The organism is Lentzea californiensis, assembly GCF_024648825.1.
Taxonomy (GTDB): domain Bacteria; phylum Actinomycetota; class Actinomycetes; order Mycobacteriales; family Pseudonocardiaceae; genus Lentzea; species Lentzea californiensis.
Genome location: NZ_JANBBE010000020.1, coordinates 13,744 through 30,597, shown reverse-complemented (window position 1 = coordinate 30,597; position 16,854 = coordinate 13,744). Strand labels below are relative to the sequence as shown.

Below are 16,854 nucleotides of genomic sequence, written 5' to 3'. Positions count from 1 at the left end.
TGAGCTAGATGCAAATGATTGTCATAAGCTAGCGTCGCCGTGTTAACGCTCTCATGACGACAGGAAGCTCACATGCACCTCCGCGCGCCGCTGGCCGCCGTCGGACTGTCCGCCGTCTCGGTCCTCCTCGCCGGGTGCTTCGCCGCCGGGGGCGGGCAGACAGCCGGGTCCTCCGGAGGGGACCGGATCAAGCTGGCCATGATGCAGCCGCCGCGGTCCGGCCTGTCGCCGTTCAGCGACGACGCCTTCAAGCTGTCCCGCTGGTCCACCGCGGAGACGCTGGTGACGCTGGACGGCAACGGTGACGCCCGCCCAGGGCTCGCCACCGAGTGGCGGCGCACCTCGGACACCGCCTGGGAGTTCACCGTCCGGCCGGGGGTGAGCTTTCACGACGGCAGCGCGCTGACGGCCGCTGTCGCCGCGAACACCCTCACCAGGTCGTCGAAGGCGGTGCCGAAGCCTCGCATCCTCGACGGCGTCGCGCTGACCGCGGCCGAGCAGGGTGAGAAACTGGTCGTCACCACGGGCTCGCCGGATCCCTTGCTGCCGCAGCGTTTGTCGTCGCCTCAACTGTCCATTCTGGCTGAGAGCGCGTACGCGGCGGACGGCAAGGCCACTCCGGTGGGCACCGGCAGCGGGCCGTTCCGGCTCGTGCGGGTCAACGGCACCACCAGCGCGACCCTCGACCGTTACGACGGCTACTGGGGTGACAAGGCGAAGGCCGCGGGCATCGACGTGTCGTTCGTGCCGGACGGCACTGCGCGCGCGGCGGCTATCCGCAGCGGTGAGGCGCACATCGCCGAAGCGGTTCCGGTGTCGCAGGCCGCGATGCTCGACGCGCAGACCATCAGCGAGGTGCCGATGCCGCGCACCAACACGCTGTACCTCAACACCAAGTCCGGGCCGTTCGCAGATCATGCGCTGCGCGCCGCGGTCCGGGAGACGATCAACCGCGGCCAGATCGTCAGCACCGTCTACGAGAACCGCGCCGACGTCGCCAAGGGACTGCTCGGGCCGGCGCTGCCGTGGACGGTCGAGGCCAGGAAGGAGCTGACCGGCGCCGTCGCCGCCGGCCGGGCGAACGGTGCCACCATCACGCTGGCGACCTTCACCGACCGCGCCGAACTGCCCGAGGTCGCTTCTCTTGTGCAGCAGCAACTCCAGGACGCCGGGTTCAAGGTGAACCAGGTCGTGCGCGAGTACGCCCACATCGAGCAGGACATGCTGGCCGGCCTGTTCGACGCGTTCATCCTGTCCAGGGCGACCGTGCTCGACTCCGGTGACCCCGTCGCCTACCTGAAGTCGGACTTCACCTGCGGCGGTTCGTTCAACATCGCGCGGCTGTGCGATGACGACGTCGAGCAGGCCGTGCGCAAGGCCGAGGCCGCCGAAGCCGGCGACCAGCGTCGTGCGGCGATCCTCGAGGCCGAGGCGGCCGTGCTGCGCACCGACGCCGCCATCCCGATGCTGCACGAGCGGGTGATCCAGGGCGACGCCACGTCGGTCGCCGACTCGGTGAAGGACCCGCGCGAACGCGCGCTCATCACCTCCGCCACGCACGTGAAGTGATGACGGAGTCGTTGCGCGTCCTGGCTTCCCGGTTCGCCGCGCTCGCGCTGATCACCGCCGTGGTGGGTCTCCTGCCCTGGCTGTCCGGGCGTGATCCGGCGTTGTCGGTCCTGCGAGCGTTGTCGGCCGAGCAGGAGCCGACGCGGGAGGCCCTGGACGCGGTCCGGCGGCAACTCGGCCTCGACGCCGGTCCTGTCACCATGCTCACGCACTGGATGTCCGGACTGCTGCGAGGTGACCTCGGCCGGTCGTGGATCAACGGCGCCGAGGTGCTGCCCAGCGTCGTGTCCGGTCTCGGGGTCTCACTGACGCTGATGAGCGCGGCGCTGGTCGTCGTCCTCGTGGTGTCCTCGGCCCTGTGCCTGCCGACCCTGATGCGAGGCGCCCGTGGCGACGCGTCCGCGTCGACCGGAGGTGCGGGCGCCGCACTGGCCGCGCTGCCCGAGTTCCTGCTCGCCGCGGTGCTGCTGGTGTGCCTGTCGGTGTGGCTGGGCTGGTTCCCACCGTACGGCTGGGACGGTCCACTCCACCTGGTGCTGCCCGCGCTCGCACTCGGCATTCCCGGGGGCGCCGTGCTGGGCACGCTGCTCAACGACGCGCTTCCGGCGGTCTTCCGGGAACCGTGGGTGGCGGTGTGGAGGTCGTGGGGGTGCAACCGCTCGGTTCTCGTCCGAGGAGCCCTTCGTCGTGCTCTGCCGCCGTTGCTGCCTCAAGCAGGCCTGGCGGTGGTCGGTCTGACCGGCGGTGCCGTGGCGGTGGAAGCGGTCTTCGCGGTGCCCGGCATCGGGCGCGCGGCGTTGGGAGCGGCCCGGGCGCAGGACGTGCCGATGCTGCAGGGGTGCGTGCTCGCACTGCTCTTACTGGGCCTGCTGGCCGGCTCGGTCGTCGCCGCGGTCCGCCGGCGCATGCTGGGCCCCGCGTTGCGGGACGCCGCGTTGTCGTTGCCCCCGCACTCGCGGTGGGTGCCGAACAGACTGCACGTCGTCATTCCACTGGCGGCTACCGCTCTGATGGCGCTGGTGATCGGATGGGGTCTGCTGCGGGACCCCCTGCGGATCGATGCCGCGGCCAGGCTGGCGTCACCCACCTGGGCACATCCGCTGGGCACGGACGGACTCGGCCGTGACGTACTGGCGCGGATAGCACACGGCGCACCATCGACGATCGGCGTGGCCGCCGCGGTCTGCGCCTGTTCGTACGTGGTCGCCCTGGCCATCGGCTTCCTGCCGAACATCGCCCGCGGGGTCGCGGAGGCGGCGAACGCGGTGCCACCCGTGATCGCCGGCATCCTCGTCGCCGCGGTGCTGGGCCCCGGCACGTTCGGCGCCTCGCTGGCCGTCGCCCTGGTCTCATGGCCCGCCCTCGCCGCACACGCCGCCGCACTGGTGGAACAGACGCGCGCGGCCACCTACGTGAACGCCCATCGCGCGCTCGGCGCGTCACCGTCCCGCATCGAGCTCCGCCACGTGCTCCCGGCCGTCGCCGGTCCGGTAGCCCGCAACGCCGTCCTCCGGTTGCCCGGCATCGCACTGGCGTTGGCCTCACTGGGCTTCCTCGGCCTCGGAGCCCAGCCACCTGCCCCGGAGTGGGGGCTGATGCTCGCGGAGTCATTGCCCTACATCGAACGGGCACCCTTGGCGGCGCTGAGCCCTGCGGTGATGCTGCTGCTCGTCGCCGTCCTCGCGATGTCGTTGTCCGTTCTGGCTTCCTGGAAGCACGTGTTTCGTTCCCAGCGCGGGCAACCGGCCTGAATCAGCCTAATTGAAGATGACCACGAAGAGGGTCACGACGACGACGAGGTAGACCGGATAGGCGATACGCGCCGCCCTGGCGAGGGTCTGCTCCACGCTGTCGCGGTTCGTCGTGACGAGACGTTTGCGCAGCATGGCGATCAGCACGCAGGTGACGGCCAGCAGGATGAACGCGTAGTAGCCCCATTCCAGGGCCACGATGTAGCTGATCTTCGGTAGCTGGGCGGTCACGTTGTTGAGCAGGACGGCGGTGCTCAGGATCGCGGTGACACCCATTGACACCGGTGGGCCGCCGTCGGACGGCTTGAAGAACAGGGACAGGTACGTCACACAGATCAGCAGCACCAGCGGAAGCAGGTTCTTGACCAAGAACGGCAGGGTGTCCCGATCGAGGGCGATCTCGGCCGCGTACTGGCTGTAGTAGATGCCGTTGGCGGCGCCCGCGGTCCGGCCATCGCCCAGCGCGTCGCTGCTGCCGACCGTCTGCCGGAAGAAGCGCACCGACGAGGCGAGCCAGTTCGGGACCTGGTTGATGTCGGCGTCGGCGTCGGCACCGCTGCGCAGGTAGTCGCGCGGGTCCTGGTCGAGGATCTCCTTGTCGGTCACGTAGGACACCTGGTCCGCGGTGCGCGTCCTGTTCTGCAGCAGGACGGTGAGCTGTTGGTGGTCGAACGGGAAGTCGTGGAACTGCAGGCCGGTCTTGAAGCGGTCGGCCACCCGGTAGAGCCGGTAGGTCTGCCCGTTCTCGGTCACGTCGCGCAGCGGCTCGCCGAGCTTGAGGTCCGGCTTGACCGCGTTGACGAACTGCACGTCGGCCGCCGCGTTGTCGCCGGCGTACTTCAGCCACACGAAGAAGTCGACGAAGTACGTGCCGTCGGTGGTGTCGAGGTCGCGTACTTCGTTGATGTTGATCCCGGTCGCCACCACCTGCCTGAGGCTGAGATACCGGTCCTTGACCGCGATGACCCGCCCCTGCGCCAGATCGGCTTTCACCGCGTCGTCGCCGAGCGGGTCGTGGATCGTGAACTGCGTCGGCGCCGAGACGAACCTCGAGCCGTCACTGGTCACCACCGACACCGGCATCTGCGCCGACCCGTTCGCGTTGAAGTACAACGGTCCCAGCAAGGCGGCGAAGGAGTTCTTGCGGTCCTTCAACGACGCCCACGAGTCACGCACCCGCCGGCGGTCCTCCGCCCGGTTCGCCTCGTCGAAGCCGAGCCCGCCGGTCTCCATCGCGTGCAGCCCCACGTTCACGGCCTGGCGGGCCGTCGCGGCTTGCCACCACGGACGTTCGTGGTACCGCTGGGCGTAGTCGTCCGCCCAGACCTGCGCGGGACCGGTCAGCGAGTCCTGGGCCAGCGGCGTGCCCATGAACAGGTTGCCGGTGAGCGACCCCGGCCGGCCCTTCGCGACCTCCCGTTCCACGAGGGCCTCGTGGAACGCCTGCGAGCTGAGCGACGAGGTGCCGACAATGGGCGCCGTGACGCCGGCGGACCGGAGTCCGTCGATCAGGTCGAGGCCGTTCTTCTCCTTCATGGCAAGCACAACGGGTGCGCCGTCGGCGCGTGCCTTCAACTCCGCGACGGCGGCCTCGACCGACTCCTCCCTGCGGTCCGCCGCGGCGGAGATCGCCACACCGGCGGTCACCCTGCCGAACTCGCTGAAGGACTCCACGAAGGTCTCGTGACCCGATCGGCCGTCCTCGTCGTCGTCGTAGACCACGGCCGCGGTCTTCGAGCCGAGCACGCGCGAGACGTATGCGGACAGGAAGTCGCTCTGCGTGCGGTTGCCGAACATGCTGCGGAAGTACCACTCGCTGCCGTCGGTGATCCGGGGCGAGCTGGCGGAGGGGGTGATGGCCGGGATCCTGGCCCGCTGGTAGATCGGAGCCGCCGCGAGCGCGGTATCGCTGCTGCCGTGTCCCACGACGTACAGCGCCTTGTTCTCGCGAACGATCTGCTCCGCGATGGCGACGGCTTCGTCCACCCTGTCCGAGTCGTCGTAGACGAGCAGCTCCACGGGATGCCCGTGCACACCGCCCGCGGCGTTGACGGTGTCGAGGTGCATGCGCACGGCACGTTCCATGTGTGCGGACGCCATCGCGTTGTCGCCGGTCATCCCGGCCACCAGCGCGACGTGGACGGGCTCGCCCCGCCTGTCTCCCGATGCTGTCCACACGCCCAACGACGAAAGCAGGACCATCGCCGCGGCCCCCGCGGCGATCCACGACCACCGGCGCCTTCCGCTGGTTCCGCCGGTGACCTCTGCCGCCGGGGGAGGCGGATCGACCAGGCCGGAGACCTCGGCAGGTGGCGTCGGAGACGCCGCCCTCAGCGCCTTGCGCGCACGGCCGGTCGCCGGGTCTGCTTTGAGCGCGTACGCCTGGTTCAGGCAGAACAGCCGCTCACCGTCATCGTCGACCACTTCGGCGAGCCAGCGCCAGGCGGGCTCGTACTCGTCGTTCTTCGCCAAGGCGGCACCCAGCAACGCACGGGCATGGCTCCGGTCGGAGTGACGCGACTCGATCGCCCGTCGGGTGAGGGCGACCGCGGTTTCGGGCGTTTCGGGCACGGACAGGACCTCCGGATCTCAGTTGAGCCGACGGTATTTGGGTCCGAATTTCCCGATAGATGAACCCCTCGCCCCCCGAACAGGGGAACGACAGGTCACATGATCTCGAGCATCGACTCCGCGCCGAGCGAGAGGCGGCTCGGAGGTCGGCATTGCTTTGTCGGCCGATCGACTGCGCACCCCGCGCGAGCACTCGGTGTCCTACCTTTGCGATAAGCGAGGCAAATACCTGCTCTCCTGCATCGAACTGGTCGGCGCAAGTGTTCTTCGAGGCCGGCCAACGCATTGGCGACTACCGTGGTTCCGGCGTGGCCGGCGCGCCATCCGCATGGCTGCCTGTCAAGAAGCGCAAGAGGTTGATGCGAGGCCGAGGACCGCGAGGGTGCAGGCAGAGCCCAAGCACGCCGTAATGTCGCGTCGCGTCAATCGCTGGATCAGATGGACTGTGGTGATCCTCTGGTCAGCGGAACATGCCGGAACCATGGCCGCGAGACGCAGAGACTCCACCCGATCGGCTGGGATGTTGCAACCTCCGCCTGAACTTCGGACAGCTTTGCCTATAGCCCAGGTGTGCGGAATTTTCATGCCGATACACTCCACCAAGCCGTCTGGCGTACAGATGTGCCCGCGGAAGCATGCGCAGCCGTTTTCCTGAAGTGGGAGGCATAGTAAGTGACAGCAGTGAGCTCGCCGGCCGAGCTGCCTTCGGTGATGCTCGACCTCGTTCCGCTGTCCTTGGCCGAACTGCGAACTCATCCAAGTCCGCTGTTGCGCGAGGCGGTGCAGGCGATCATCGCCGGTGCCGCGGCAGGTCAGTTCGGGGACAGCATTCAGGGTCAGCGTGACTGACCTGGCCCCGCTGAGCTGGGTCCGCACGCCGAGTCTCGTCTTCTGGCAGACCTGCGACGGACCGGTGTCGTCCTTGGAAGCCACCGCGCTGCGCCATGGCCAGCACAGCCATCGCAAGCTGTTGCTGCGCACGTTCGCTGAAGCCGTCGGAGCAGTGGGGGATGAGCTCGGGCCTTTCCGGACGGACCGGGCCTGGGAGCTGCTCGACGCCGCTGAACAGGAGTCGCCCGAGGCCGTCGCCGAGGTGGTGATGTACCCCTCCGTGGGAATCTGGCTCAGCCGGGTGCTGCGCCAGGTGCTCGGGAGGCGGCTCGACGACACGCCGCTCTGGTCGGAGGTCGGCGGGTTCCACGCCCTGGCCGCTGCTGTGGCAGTCCGAAGTGGACTCGAGTTCGAGATCGACGTACCGGTGGTGCACGGCGTGGTCTGGCTGCCGTCCGTCGGTGTCCTCCGGACGGACCGTCCTACGGGGCACGCCGTGCTGCGCGGTGGTTCCGGCGGATTCGAGCTCACGATCGACGGTGAGGTGCAGCGACCGCGCCTGGAAGCGGTCCGGCACCACGTGGCGAAGGCGGGTGGACGCGCGCTTCGGATCGTGCTCGACGACGTCGACCCGTACCGCGAGTTCAGTGCGCCGCTCCCGCCTCGTCCCTTGGCAGAGCAGGAACGCGCTGAGTGGTTCCGGCAGATGGACGGTGCCTGGGAACTTCTCATGGCACGTCACCCGGGGTTCGCCGACGAGTTGTCGGCTTGCCTCGCGAGCATCGTGCCGTTGGCGGGGCGTGACATGTTCGCCGTGTCGTCGAGTGCCGCGTTCGGCAGCGTCGCGATGTCGCCCAAGGCGTCGGCGGTCGAGTTCGCCGAAGCGCTGACGCACGAGATCCAGCACTCGAAGGTCAACGCGTTGCTCGACCTCGCGGTGCTGTGCCGGGACGGCGACGACTGTCGATTTCACGTGCCGTGGCTGGACCATCCTCGTGGTGTCACAGGCCTTCTCCACGGCGTCTACGCTTTCTGCAGCGTGGTGGAGTACTGGTTCGTGGAGCGGAACTTCGTCGCTCCCGAGCTGGCGCGGCGAGCGAGGTTCAACTTCTCCTACCGCCGCCACCAGGTGGCGGAGGTGCTTTCCTACCTCGGTGACCTGCCCGAGCTCACCGACCTGGGCCGCGAGTTCGTCATGGGCGTTTCCGCGCGGCTGGATGCCTGCCCGGCGACCGATCTGCCGGGCGACCTCGCTCAGGACGTCGAGTGGGTCAACACCGATCACCACGTCCTGTGGCGGTTGCGGCACGTCCAGCCGGACAAACAGGTGGCCGAGGCGTTGGCGGAAGCATGGCTCGCCGGCGAAGCCTGCGACCAGGACTTCGGGCCCGACGTCGTGGCGGTGTCACCGGAATCGGGACGTTCCCCGTTGGGAACTCTGCTGAAAGCACGGGCGCTTGAAGGGCGGGCGTCCGCGGGAACCGATGCGGAAGGCGCTTTCCTCCACGGCGATCTGGACCACGCCGCGAAGTTGTTCGCGGCACGGTTGGAGGCCTCGCCGAAGGATCTCACCGCGTGGTCGGGCCTCGCGCTCGCGTCGGGCTCGGCGACCTTGCTGCGCCGGCCGGAAGTGGTGCACGCGGTGTACCACGCCCTGGCTCTCCGGGGTGGGACGAAACCGGATCCTTTCGCGCTCACGGCTTGGTTCGACCAGACCGCGAGCTGATCACAACTGCATGGTGTCCGTGTCGCAGTTCATCCTCGCGTAAGACATGGCCGCGAGGACTGCCAGGTGCTCCTGGCCGAGGGTTCTCTGGAAGCTGATCAACGTGGCGCGGTGCAACGTCGCCGCGGCCGTCGACTCGCCGAGGGAGTCGAGGTCGATGGCGAGGTTGATGGCGAGCGCCAGCGTCGACGGGTGCTCTTGGCCGAGCATCCGTCGCGACCGCTCGAGTGTCGCCTCGTCCATGGACCTCGCCTGGTCCAGGTGGCCGAGAGCGGCCAGGTCGCTCGCCAGGTTGGTCGCGGCCACCAGGGCCGACGGGTGGTCCGCGTCGAAGATCTCGAGCAGGACCGCGTGCGTGTCGCGGTCGATGTCCAGCGCTCGGTCGACGTCACCGCGCAGGCGGTGGATGATCGCCAGGTTGAGCGCCGCGACCAGCGTGTACGGGTGGCGGTCGCCCCGAAGCGCGCGGAACCGCTCGTAGCTCTGCTGGGCGTGGGTGACGGCGTCGTCCATGTTGCCGTTGTGCCGCAGTTCGGTGGAGAAGTTCATCAGTGCGGTGATGGTGTCGATGTGGTTGTCGCCGTGCCTTCGCTTGTACCGCGTCAGGCAGTCCTCGGTGAGCTCGAGAGCGCGGGCGTGGTCGCCGGCTCTGCTCAGCGCGACCGCCAGGTTTCGCGTCGCGCCGATCACCCTGGGGTGGTTCGGGTTGAGCACCTCTCTCTGGTAGTCGAGGACGTCCTGCTGGTCCTGGACCGCCCGCAGGTAGTGGCCGGTTTCGCGCAGGTCGACGCACAACGCGACGCGGGAGCCGAGCGTGTACGGGTTGTCGAGGCCGAGCACGGTGGTCCGGCGCTGCAGGTTGTCGGTGTCCAGCACGAGTGCTTCGCCGAACCTGCCCATCTGGCGCAGGCACCCCGCCAGGTTGTGGGCGTACCTCATGGTGGTCGGATCGTCGACGCCGAGCAGGTCGCGCGAGCGGGCGTACACGGTCTGCTGGAGCTCCAGCTCCTCCCGGAACCGTCCTTCCTGCCTGCGGTCCGCCGCGATGATGTCGAGCATCTCCAGCATGCTCTCGTGGTTCTCGCCCAGCGCTTCCACCATCTTGCGCCGGGTCTGCTCGTTGAGGCGGATCGCGTTGTCGATCTCACCGAGCCTGCGCATCGACACCGCCAGTCTCTGGGACATCTCCAGGGTTTCGGAGTCGCTCTCTCCCAGCGTTTCCGACCACACCTTCACCGCCTGTGCGGCCAGATCACGTGCGCCGCCGATGTCGCCCGAGTTGAGCAGGTAGTCGACCAGGTTGGTGACCAGGTCGCGGACCCACTCGTCCTCGCAGTCGACGGCGAAGGACATGTGCGCGTGGGGCAGCAACTCCGCGAACTGGCGCCAGTTCCTCGTCAGGTCCGGTCCGTCCGGGGCACCGTTGGCGAGGAGGACGTGCACCGCGTGGCGCCGCTCTTCCTGTTCCTCCGCGGAAAGGCTGTTCCGCAGCACCGTCTGCACCAGGCGGTGGAGCTGGATGGTGTTGTTGCGGTGGTCCAGCTTGGCGAGGCTGTACTGGCTGATCTGCCGGACGGCCCGGCCCAGCTTGATCGGGTCGCGGAGCGCCGTGCGCAGCTCCTTGGGCACCGGTGCGTTCCGGCCGCCGCGGAACAACTTCTGAGGGATCGGATCGGGCCCGAAGAACGCACAGACCTGCAGCAGTTGCAACGCGTCGGGGTGGCTTTCCCGCAGCCGTTCCAGCGGGACGTTCCACACGGCGGCCACCATCGGGACCTGGTCGTCGTCGGATGCGCCCGCTGCCAGCAGTTCCGCCCGGTTCTGCTCCAGCAGTTCCAGGTACTCGGCGACCGGCATGCCCGTGCTGGCACGCCACGCGGCCGCCTGCTCTACGGCGAGGGGCAGGTCGCCGAGGGCCTCGGCCAACGCGTCCGCCTCGATGTCGTCCATCTCGCCACCGCGGCGCATCAGCAGCTCGATGCTCTCCGCGCGGGTGAACAGGTCCACCTCGACGGGACGGGCGACGCGACGCCAGTCGGAGTTGCGGGACGTGACGATGATGTGGCCCGTCCCGGCAGGGAAGAACGTCGTCACGTCCTGGGGGTTGTCCGCGTTGTCGAAGACCAGCAACCAGCGCCTGTCGGGGTCGTACAGGCGCAGTGCCTCCAGTGCCGCGGGCACCGCGGTCTCCGCTGACCCGGCGGTCGCGACACCCAGGCGCTTCGCCAGTTCCACGAGGCTGGCCCTTATCTGAGCCTGCTGCTCCGCGGGAATCCACCAGACGACGTCGTATTCGCCGGCATGCCGGTGGATGTACTCCACGACGGTCTGCGACTTGCCCACTCCGCCCATGCCGTGCAGGGCTTCGGGAAGCACGGCTGTCGTGCCGGGCTCCGCGAGCCGCCGGCGGAGTTGCTCCAGCAGTTCGATCCGGCCCACGAAGTCCGGGTTGCGCAACGGTACGGCGCCCCAGATCTGCGGCTGGGTGGCGGGGCGGCGCTCCTCTGGCGTGGACTGCACGGAGATTGTCACGTGATCAGCTCCTGGCACGACTCGGGTTTCGGTGCCGGTTGGGCCCTGCTCCACTCCGGCGGTTCGCGCCTCGGAGTGCGAGATGTCGATGTTCTCGTGGACGAGTGCTGCTCGGAGTTTCTTGGCGTGCCTGGCGTACGGTCCGGAGAGCGCTCTCAACACGGCTGCCTGGACCTCGAGGTAGGGACGGTTCTCCGGTGCGAGATCCGGCTCCGCGTCGTGGCTCGGGTCGTCCAGGGTGGCTCGGAGGATGCGCAGTGCGGGTATGCGATCGCCTGCCTGCTCGTCGAGGACCCTGGCGATGTGCGCGGTGTCGGTCCGCTGGAGGGTGCCGAGCAGCTCCTCGCGAACGCCTTCAGGGAACTCGAACGTCACGGCGTCGGTGGCTGGCCCGGCGTCCGGACGCCGGCGGATGAGGCCGCCCAGCAGGACTTCGGCCAGCGCGGAGAGGTCCGACTGCGGGAACAGCACGCGCTGCACGAGGTTCATCAACGACGGGCTCAGCGGTGTCGCCGCCAGCAGACCGGCGAGGTGGAACCCGTCGACGGACGCATAGGTGCGGAACTGCAGCACGCGTTCCCTGGCGGTCAGGTTGTCGTCGCCGTCCTCTCCCAGATCCGGCGGCAGCGGCGGCGGCAGCGCGCTCACCATCGTTGCCGTGGTCTCGAGCTGCTGGGCGCCCGGTGCGGCGATGAGCCTGGCCCAGCCGGACATCCACTCGGCCGACATTCCCAGCACAGGAACGGGTACGAGGTCTGAGCGGTGCCGGCCCACGACCCGCAGTTGCCGGTTGGGCACCCCCGGTGCGGGCGACCAGAGCTGTGCCCGGTTGGTGACGATGCCGCCCCACGACCACAGCCTCTGTGCCAGCGTGTGCACGATCGCCACCGGCATCCGCTGTGCCCACCCGTGCAGGATCCGGCCGACAGCACCGTTGTGCCACGCCTTGCCGATCGTGTCCGTCAGGACCAGGACGATCCGGTTGCCCGTCGGTTCGAGCAGGAAACCCCAGTCGTGGCTGGCTCCGCCCTCACTGCGCAGCGGCAGGGTGGACAGGTCCTGGCCGGTGCTGTCGACGAAGTACGTCCGGACGTCGCGGAACGCGCCCTGCTGAGCGAGCAACGCCCGGAACTCCGCAGCCATGTCCTGCCAGATCTCCACCATGAACGAGTGGTCGACCACGAGGGCGACGTCGAACCGTCGTGTCGGTGCGCCCTTCCACACGGGTATCCAGAGGTGGTCCTGCGCGGCGCGGGTCGCGGTCGCCACCTCGTCGATCTCCCGTGTCCACGGGGACGGCGCGAAGCGGGAGAGCGGACGCAACGCCTTGCTGATGCCACGGCGTTCCGCCATGGCAGGGCGGACCGGCCAGCCCGTGGTCGTGTGAGAGGTGGCGGCGGAGCCCGCCACATCGGAGAACACCGCGGTCTCCTGACCACGCGTCCACTGCTCGACCGACTCGGTCGTCGAGGCGCTCGGCGTCTCGGTGGTCGCAGGCGGCGGCTCGGCTCCGGCCCCCTTGTCGGCCGCTGTGTCCGGGATCGCGGGTTCCGCGGACGAGAAGGTCGTGTCCTCGTTGATCCGGTTCGCCAGCCACAGGGCATCGCGGATCTCGTGGTAGGCGAGATCCCCGGTGGTCAGCCGCTCGAGTTCGGAGGTCATCGCGGCTCTGTCAGCGGATGCCAGATGGCGGTCAGCAGGTCTTTCCACTCCTCGTCCGGTGTGTAGGCGCCCGAGGTCGCGAGATGGGTGGCGAGGTGCACGGCGTTGAGGAGCTGGTCGGCGGCCAAACCGCCCACCTGACCGCTCCGGTCCAGGAACTCACTGATGAGGCGGCTGGTATCGATGAGGTCCTTCCCGCCGAAGTGCGCGGTGACCATGACGCCGAGCTGCTGGGGGTTCGGGTTCTCGATGCGCAGGCGCAGACAACGACGCAGGAACGCCGGTGGGAACTCGCGCTCGCCGTTGCTGGTGATGATGACGATCGGGAACTCCCGGCACCGCACGATTCCGTTGCGGACGGTCGCCTGGTGGCCTTTGTCCTCGGTGAGGACGGTGACCTCGGACTGCCTTTTGGCATAACGGACCAGTTCGGGAATCTCGTACTCGCCCTCCTCGAAGACGTTGAGCAGGTCGTTGGGCAGGTCTATGTCGCCCTTGTCCAGCTCGTCGATCAACAGCACTCTGGGCAGGTCCGCCGGCAGCAACGCGGTTCCGAGGGGTCCTAAGTGGATGAAGTCGCCGATGTCGGAGTCGCCGTCGTGGGCAGCCGACTGCACTCTCGCGATCGCGTCGTAGAGGAAAAGCCCCTGCGTCATGGTCATGCGGCTGGTGATCGGCCACCGGAGCACCGGCCCCAGGCCGAGCTCACGTGCTATCAGGTAGGCGAGCGAGGACTTGCCGGTGCCGGGCTGCCCGGTCAGGAGCAACGGACGCCTCAGGTGGATCGCCGCGTTGACGAGCGACACCTCCGCCGGATCCGGCACGCGGGGCCGGGACGGGGCGGCACCGACCCGTCGTCTGCCCTCCCCGCCATCGTCCGAGGGCCTGGTCGTGCTGCCTTCTCCCGCGAACGTTCGCCACGGCGGTGGTGCCGGTAGCTCCGAGATCGGGGTGTCCGCGACCGAACCGTCACCCCGGTAGACGTGCCAGGTGCTCACTTCGCTGCCTCCACTTCCAGCGGCGGGCTGGGCTGGTGCGGGAGGACGAGCCGGGTCGGGTCGTCGTACAGCACCATCAATGCGGAACCGATGTGCGTCTCGTGCGGTTCGGTGGCGAAGGCCATCACCCTGGTCTGCCGGACCCGTTCGAGCAGGTGGTCCGGGTTGTCGTCGCCGGCGTGCAACAGCTTTTTGATCCCGCCCGCGAACTCGGGCGATCCGCAGTCGTCCCGGTGCCAGAGGATCAGGGGGACACCGGCCTTGAGGCTGATCGAGATCTCGTCCTGGCCGGCCAGTTCTGGTTGCGGCGGAGCGCTCAGCACCACCGAGACCGCGTCGCGCTCGAGGCTGAGCGCTCCCATCAGCCTGCGCCGGCCTGCTTCGTCATCGCCGCCGCCGCGCACGACGTGGTGAGGGGCGATCCGCTGGTCGCGATCGAGCTGCCGGGTCAGTTCGTCCCAGCGCCGCCGCCAATCCCTGTGGTACCTGTGCGTCCGCATGCGTTCCGCGCTGCGCAGGACCGCGGGGTAGCGGCACCCGATCGGTTCCGACTGCGGGTCGGTCTCCCACGGCCACTGCTCGACCGCCAGGCCGAGGTCCGGGGTGTCGAGCACGAACTCGATGCGGATGTCCGGCTGGCTCGGGCCCCAGTCGCGTTCGATCTCGTCGATGAGCGAAGCCACTGTCGCTTTCGTCGCCTCCAATGAGCCGACTTTGTCTTCGCTGCGGCTGGGCGCCCACTGCGACGGCTCTCCGAGCTGGCGCCAGTCCGACAGGCGGATCCGGTCACCCGACGGACCTTCGCGCTGTATCTGGAGCACGAGGTACGCGACTGGTTTCCCCGTGGACGCCGGCGCGCTGTACCCGCGGGCCTCCTTGCGCACCTCCTCCAGCTCGCTGCCCAAGTTCATCTCGGCCGCCCTGGCCGCCGCCCACTGCCGAACTCTGATCTTGAAGGCCGGACGGAGCCGGGCAGCGACGTACTCGGCGAACACCAGCGTGCGGGGCAACCCGTCGGGACGCGCGTTGAGAGCCTCCAGCGATTCCAGGATCTCGGCGAGGCCCGGCTCTGCCCCCGGCGGAATGGTCGCCGGACTGGCCACCTTGCGGTAGACGTCCGCGAGGTCCGGGGTCTCGGCCTCGGCCAGAATGCCCAGCAACTCGTTGCCCGCGGAGTTCGAACGCATGGCCATCAGCTGTACGACCGACGCCGAATCGCCTTCCTGGCGCCGAATCGCCTCGATGAGGTGCTCCAACGCGTGCGGGTCGGTGGCGCAGAGGTCGGCCAGGGCGTGAGCCAGCGGCCAGAGACCGGCGTCGCGCGGAAGGGCTGACGACATCCAGTCCGGCAACCGGTCCAGCACCTCGCTTCGAGGCGAACGCTGTTGCAACGACTCGATGTTCACCAGCGCGTTGGTCAGCGCGTGCACGCCGATCTCGATCTCGGGAGTCGGTGCTGTCGACCGGATCCACGCGTACGCGTGCACTTCCTTGACGTCGATGCGGACACGGCGGTACGTCTCGGGCTCGGCGGCCGGCTCGTGCTGGACGGTGTCGAGGTAGAAGCTGTCCGACACGATGATCGTGATGAGGTCCTCGGAGGCTCGCTGAGCCTCGCGGGCCTCCTCCGAGTCGACCAGGCGGCAGGCGAAGATGACGGGCGTGTTGGTGCTGCCGTTCGGTACCACGTCGACCGGCCCTGAGTGCAGTGCGAGCCGTACGCGCATACGACCCCCTTCTGCGGACGTGACGTTGTGGCGCCGCAGCCCCGCCGCCAGCCGAGGCGGAAGCCTGTCCGCCAGCTGGTTCTCGGGGTAGCGAGCGGGTACGAAGATCAGCGCGCCGTCACCCCGGCCCTCGACCGTGCACGCCGACCAGTCGATTTCGGCTTCGGTGAACGCGCGTTCCAGTGCCGCCAAAAGCCCCGTTTGCATCATTGATCGATGCAAATCGCCCCGCTTTGAGTCGCCGAACCTCTCGACATCCACGACAACGATGGCGTGGTGCAGCGGCTGGGGCAACAAGAACCATCACCTCGCTCTCGCCGAACCGCGCGGCGTACCGACACCGTACGCAGGACGACGGCTCGTTCGGCAGAACCCAAAAGAGCGGAAATGCATTCCAAGTGGCGCAAGGTATGCGTTCATTCGGCCATCGTGCTCGAGTTGGCATTGATTTGACCGCTAATACCGCGGCGCAGTGCCACGACCATCTTCTCGACCGAAGGCACATCTTGCCGCGCGCTCGCGTCTCCAGCGCGACACCTTTCTGGTCGCCGCAGCGTTCGGTGCGAACCCTGCAGCAGCCTGTCCGAAGTGGACCTGAACGCCTCCTGCCCGTACAGCACGGTCTGGTGGTCGTGACGTGCATGTGCGACCGGAAGTAGTGGTCACCGGGTGGTGCCGGGGAAGATGGGGGGATGAGCGCGTCGAGAAGAGGCAGGCCCGCGGGCCCCACCGGGCCGGTGATCGGCCGTGCGTTGCGGCTCCTCGACGCGTTCGACGCCGAGCGCCGCGAGCTGACGTTGAGCGATCTCGCCCGGCGTGCGGGCATGCCGTTGTCGACCACGCATCGGCTGATGCAGGAGCTCTGCGCGTGGGGCGCCGTCGAACGAGGCGCGGACGGGCTGTACCGGATCGGGCTGCGGCTGTGGGAACTCGGCTCGCTCGCGCCACGTGGTCCCGGGCTGCGCGAGGCCGCGTTGCCGTTCCTCGAGGACCTCTCCCGGATCACCAGGGAGAACGTGCAGCTCGCCGTCAGGGAGGGCACGGAGGTCGTCTTCGTCGAACGGATCGCGAGTTCCGACGCGGTGCCGGTGCTCACCCGCGTCGGCGACCGGTTCGCGCTCACCGTCACCGGTGTCGGCCTGGTCCTGCTCGCGCACGCCCCCGTCGAGGTGCAGGAGGAAGTGCTCAACGCACCGGTCGCCCGGTACACCGCCAAGACCGTCACCGATCCGGCGCGGTTGCGCCGGATGCTCGCCGACGTCCGGTCGAACGGCTTTTCGATCAGCGACCGCCAGGTGACGATGGACGCCCTGTCGGTCGGCGCGCCGATCCGCGACCGGCAGGGCGAGGTCGTCGCCGCGGTGTCGCTGGTCGTGCGGCACGGAAGCACCACTCCGCGGGCGCTGGCACGGCTAGTGCGCACCAGCGCCCAGGCGATCTCCCGCGCACTGTCGAATTAGGATCGACTTCCATTTTCCGGAAAGTGC

Annotated in this window: 9 protein-coding genes; 5 read left to right on the top strand and 4 right to left on the bottom strand. The window is 68.7% G+C overall.

Annotation, left to right across the window (positions count from 1 at the left end; all coding sequences use genetic code 11):
* Positions 1–72: 72 nt before the first annotated feature.
* On the top strand, positions 73–1,569 hold the full coding sequence (locus LX88_RS41285; protein WP_258953192.1) for an ABC transporter substrate-binding protein: 1,497 nt from the start codon (positions 73–75) through the stop codon (positions 1,567–1,569).
* Positions 1,569–3,320, top strand: coding sequence for an ABC transporter permease subunit (locus tag LX88_RS41280; protein ID WP_258953191.1), 1,752 nt, complete (start codon positions 1,569–1,571; stop codon positions 3,318–3,320). The genes LX88_RS41285 and LX88_RS41280 overlap by 1 nt, the downstream gene beginning before the upstream one ends.
* Positions 3,321–3,326: 6 nt before the next feature.
* Here the strand turns inward: LX88_RS41280 and LX88_RS41275 are convergent, their stop codons facing one another.
* Positions 3,327–5,891, bottom strand: a complete 2,565-nt coding sequence (locus LX88_RS41275; protein ID WP_258953190.1) for an ABC transporter substrate-binding protein — start codon at positions 5,889–5,891, stop codon at positions 3,327–3,329.
* 672 nt (positions 5,892–6,563) lie between these two features.
* Here LX88_RS41275 and LX88_RS41270 point away from each other — a divergent pair.
* Together LX88_RS41270 and LX88_RS41265 are read left to right on the top strand one after the other, a co-directional pair.
* Positions 6,564–6,740, top strand: coding sequence for a hypothetical protein (locus tag LX88_RS41270; RefSeq protein ID WP_258953189.1), 177 nt, complete (start codon positions 6,564–6,566; stop codon positions 6,738–6,740).
* Positions 6,733–8,448, top strand: coding sequence for an HEXXH motif domain-containing protein (locus LX88_RS41265; protein WP_258953188.1), 1,716 nt, complete (start codon positions 6,733–6,735; stop codon positions 8,446–8,448). Before LX88_RS41270 ends, LX88_RS41265 begins: the two co-directional genes overlap by 8 nt.
* On the opposite strand, the gene fxsT is transcribed toward LX88_RS41265, so the two are convergent.
* From fxsT to LX88_RS41250, 3 genes are read right to left on the bottom strand one after another with little or no spacing between them, the layout of a single operon-like run.
* Positions 8,449–12,642, bottom strand: a complete 4,194-nt coding sequence (gene fxsT / locus LX88_RS41260; protein ID WP_258953187.1) for an FxSxx-COOH system tetratricopeptide repeat protein — start codon at positions 12,640–12,642, stop codon at positions 8,449–8,451.
* Complete coding sequence (locus tag LX88_RS41255) at positions 12,639–13,640, bottom strand: AAA family ATPase (RefSeq protein ID WP_258953186.1); 1,002 nt, start codon at positions 13,638–13,640, stop codon at positions 12,639–12,641. The genes fxsT and LX88_RS41255 overlap by 4 nt, the downstream gene beginning before the upstream one ends.
* Positions 13,637–15,577, bottom strand: coding sequence for a VMAP-C domain-containing protein (locus LX88_RS41250; RefSeq protein ID WP_258953185.1), 1,941 nt, complete (start codon positions 15,575–15,577; stop codon positions 13,637–13,639). Before LX88_RS41250 ends, LX88_RS41255 begins: the two co-directional genes overlap by 4 nt.
* A 482-nt stretch (positions 15,578–16,059) precedes the next feature.
* Between LX88_RS41250 and LX88_RS41245 the strand changes: the two genes are divergently transcribed.
* Positions 16,060–16,827 carry an IclR family transcriptional regulator gene (locus tag LX88_RS41245; protein ID WP_258953184.1) on the top strand — a complete coding sequence of 256 codons (768 nt, stop codon included), beginning with the start codon at positions 16,060–16,062 and terminating at the stop codon, positions 16,825–16,827.
* Positions 16,828–16,854: the final 27 nt, after the last annotated feature.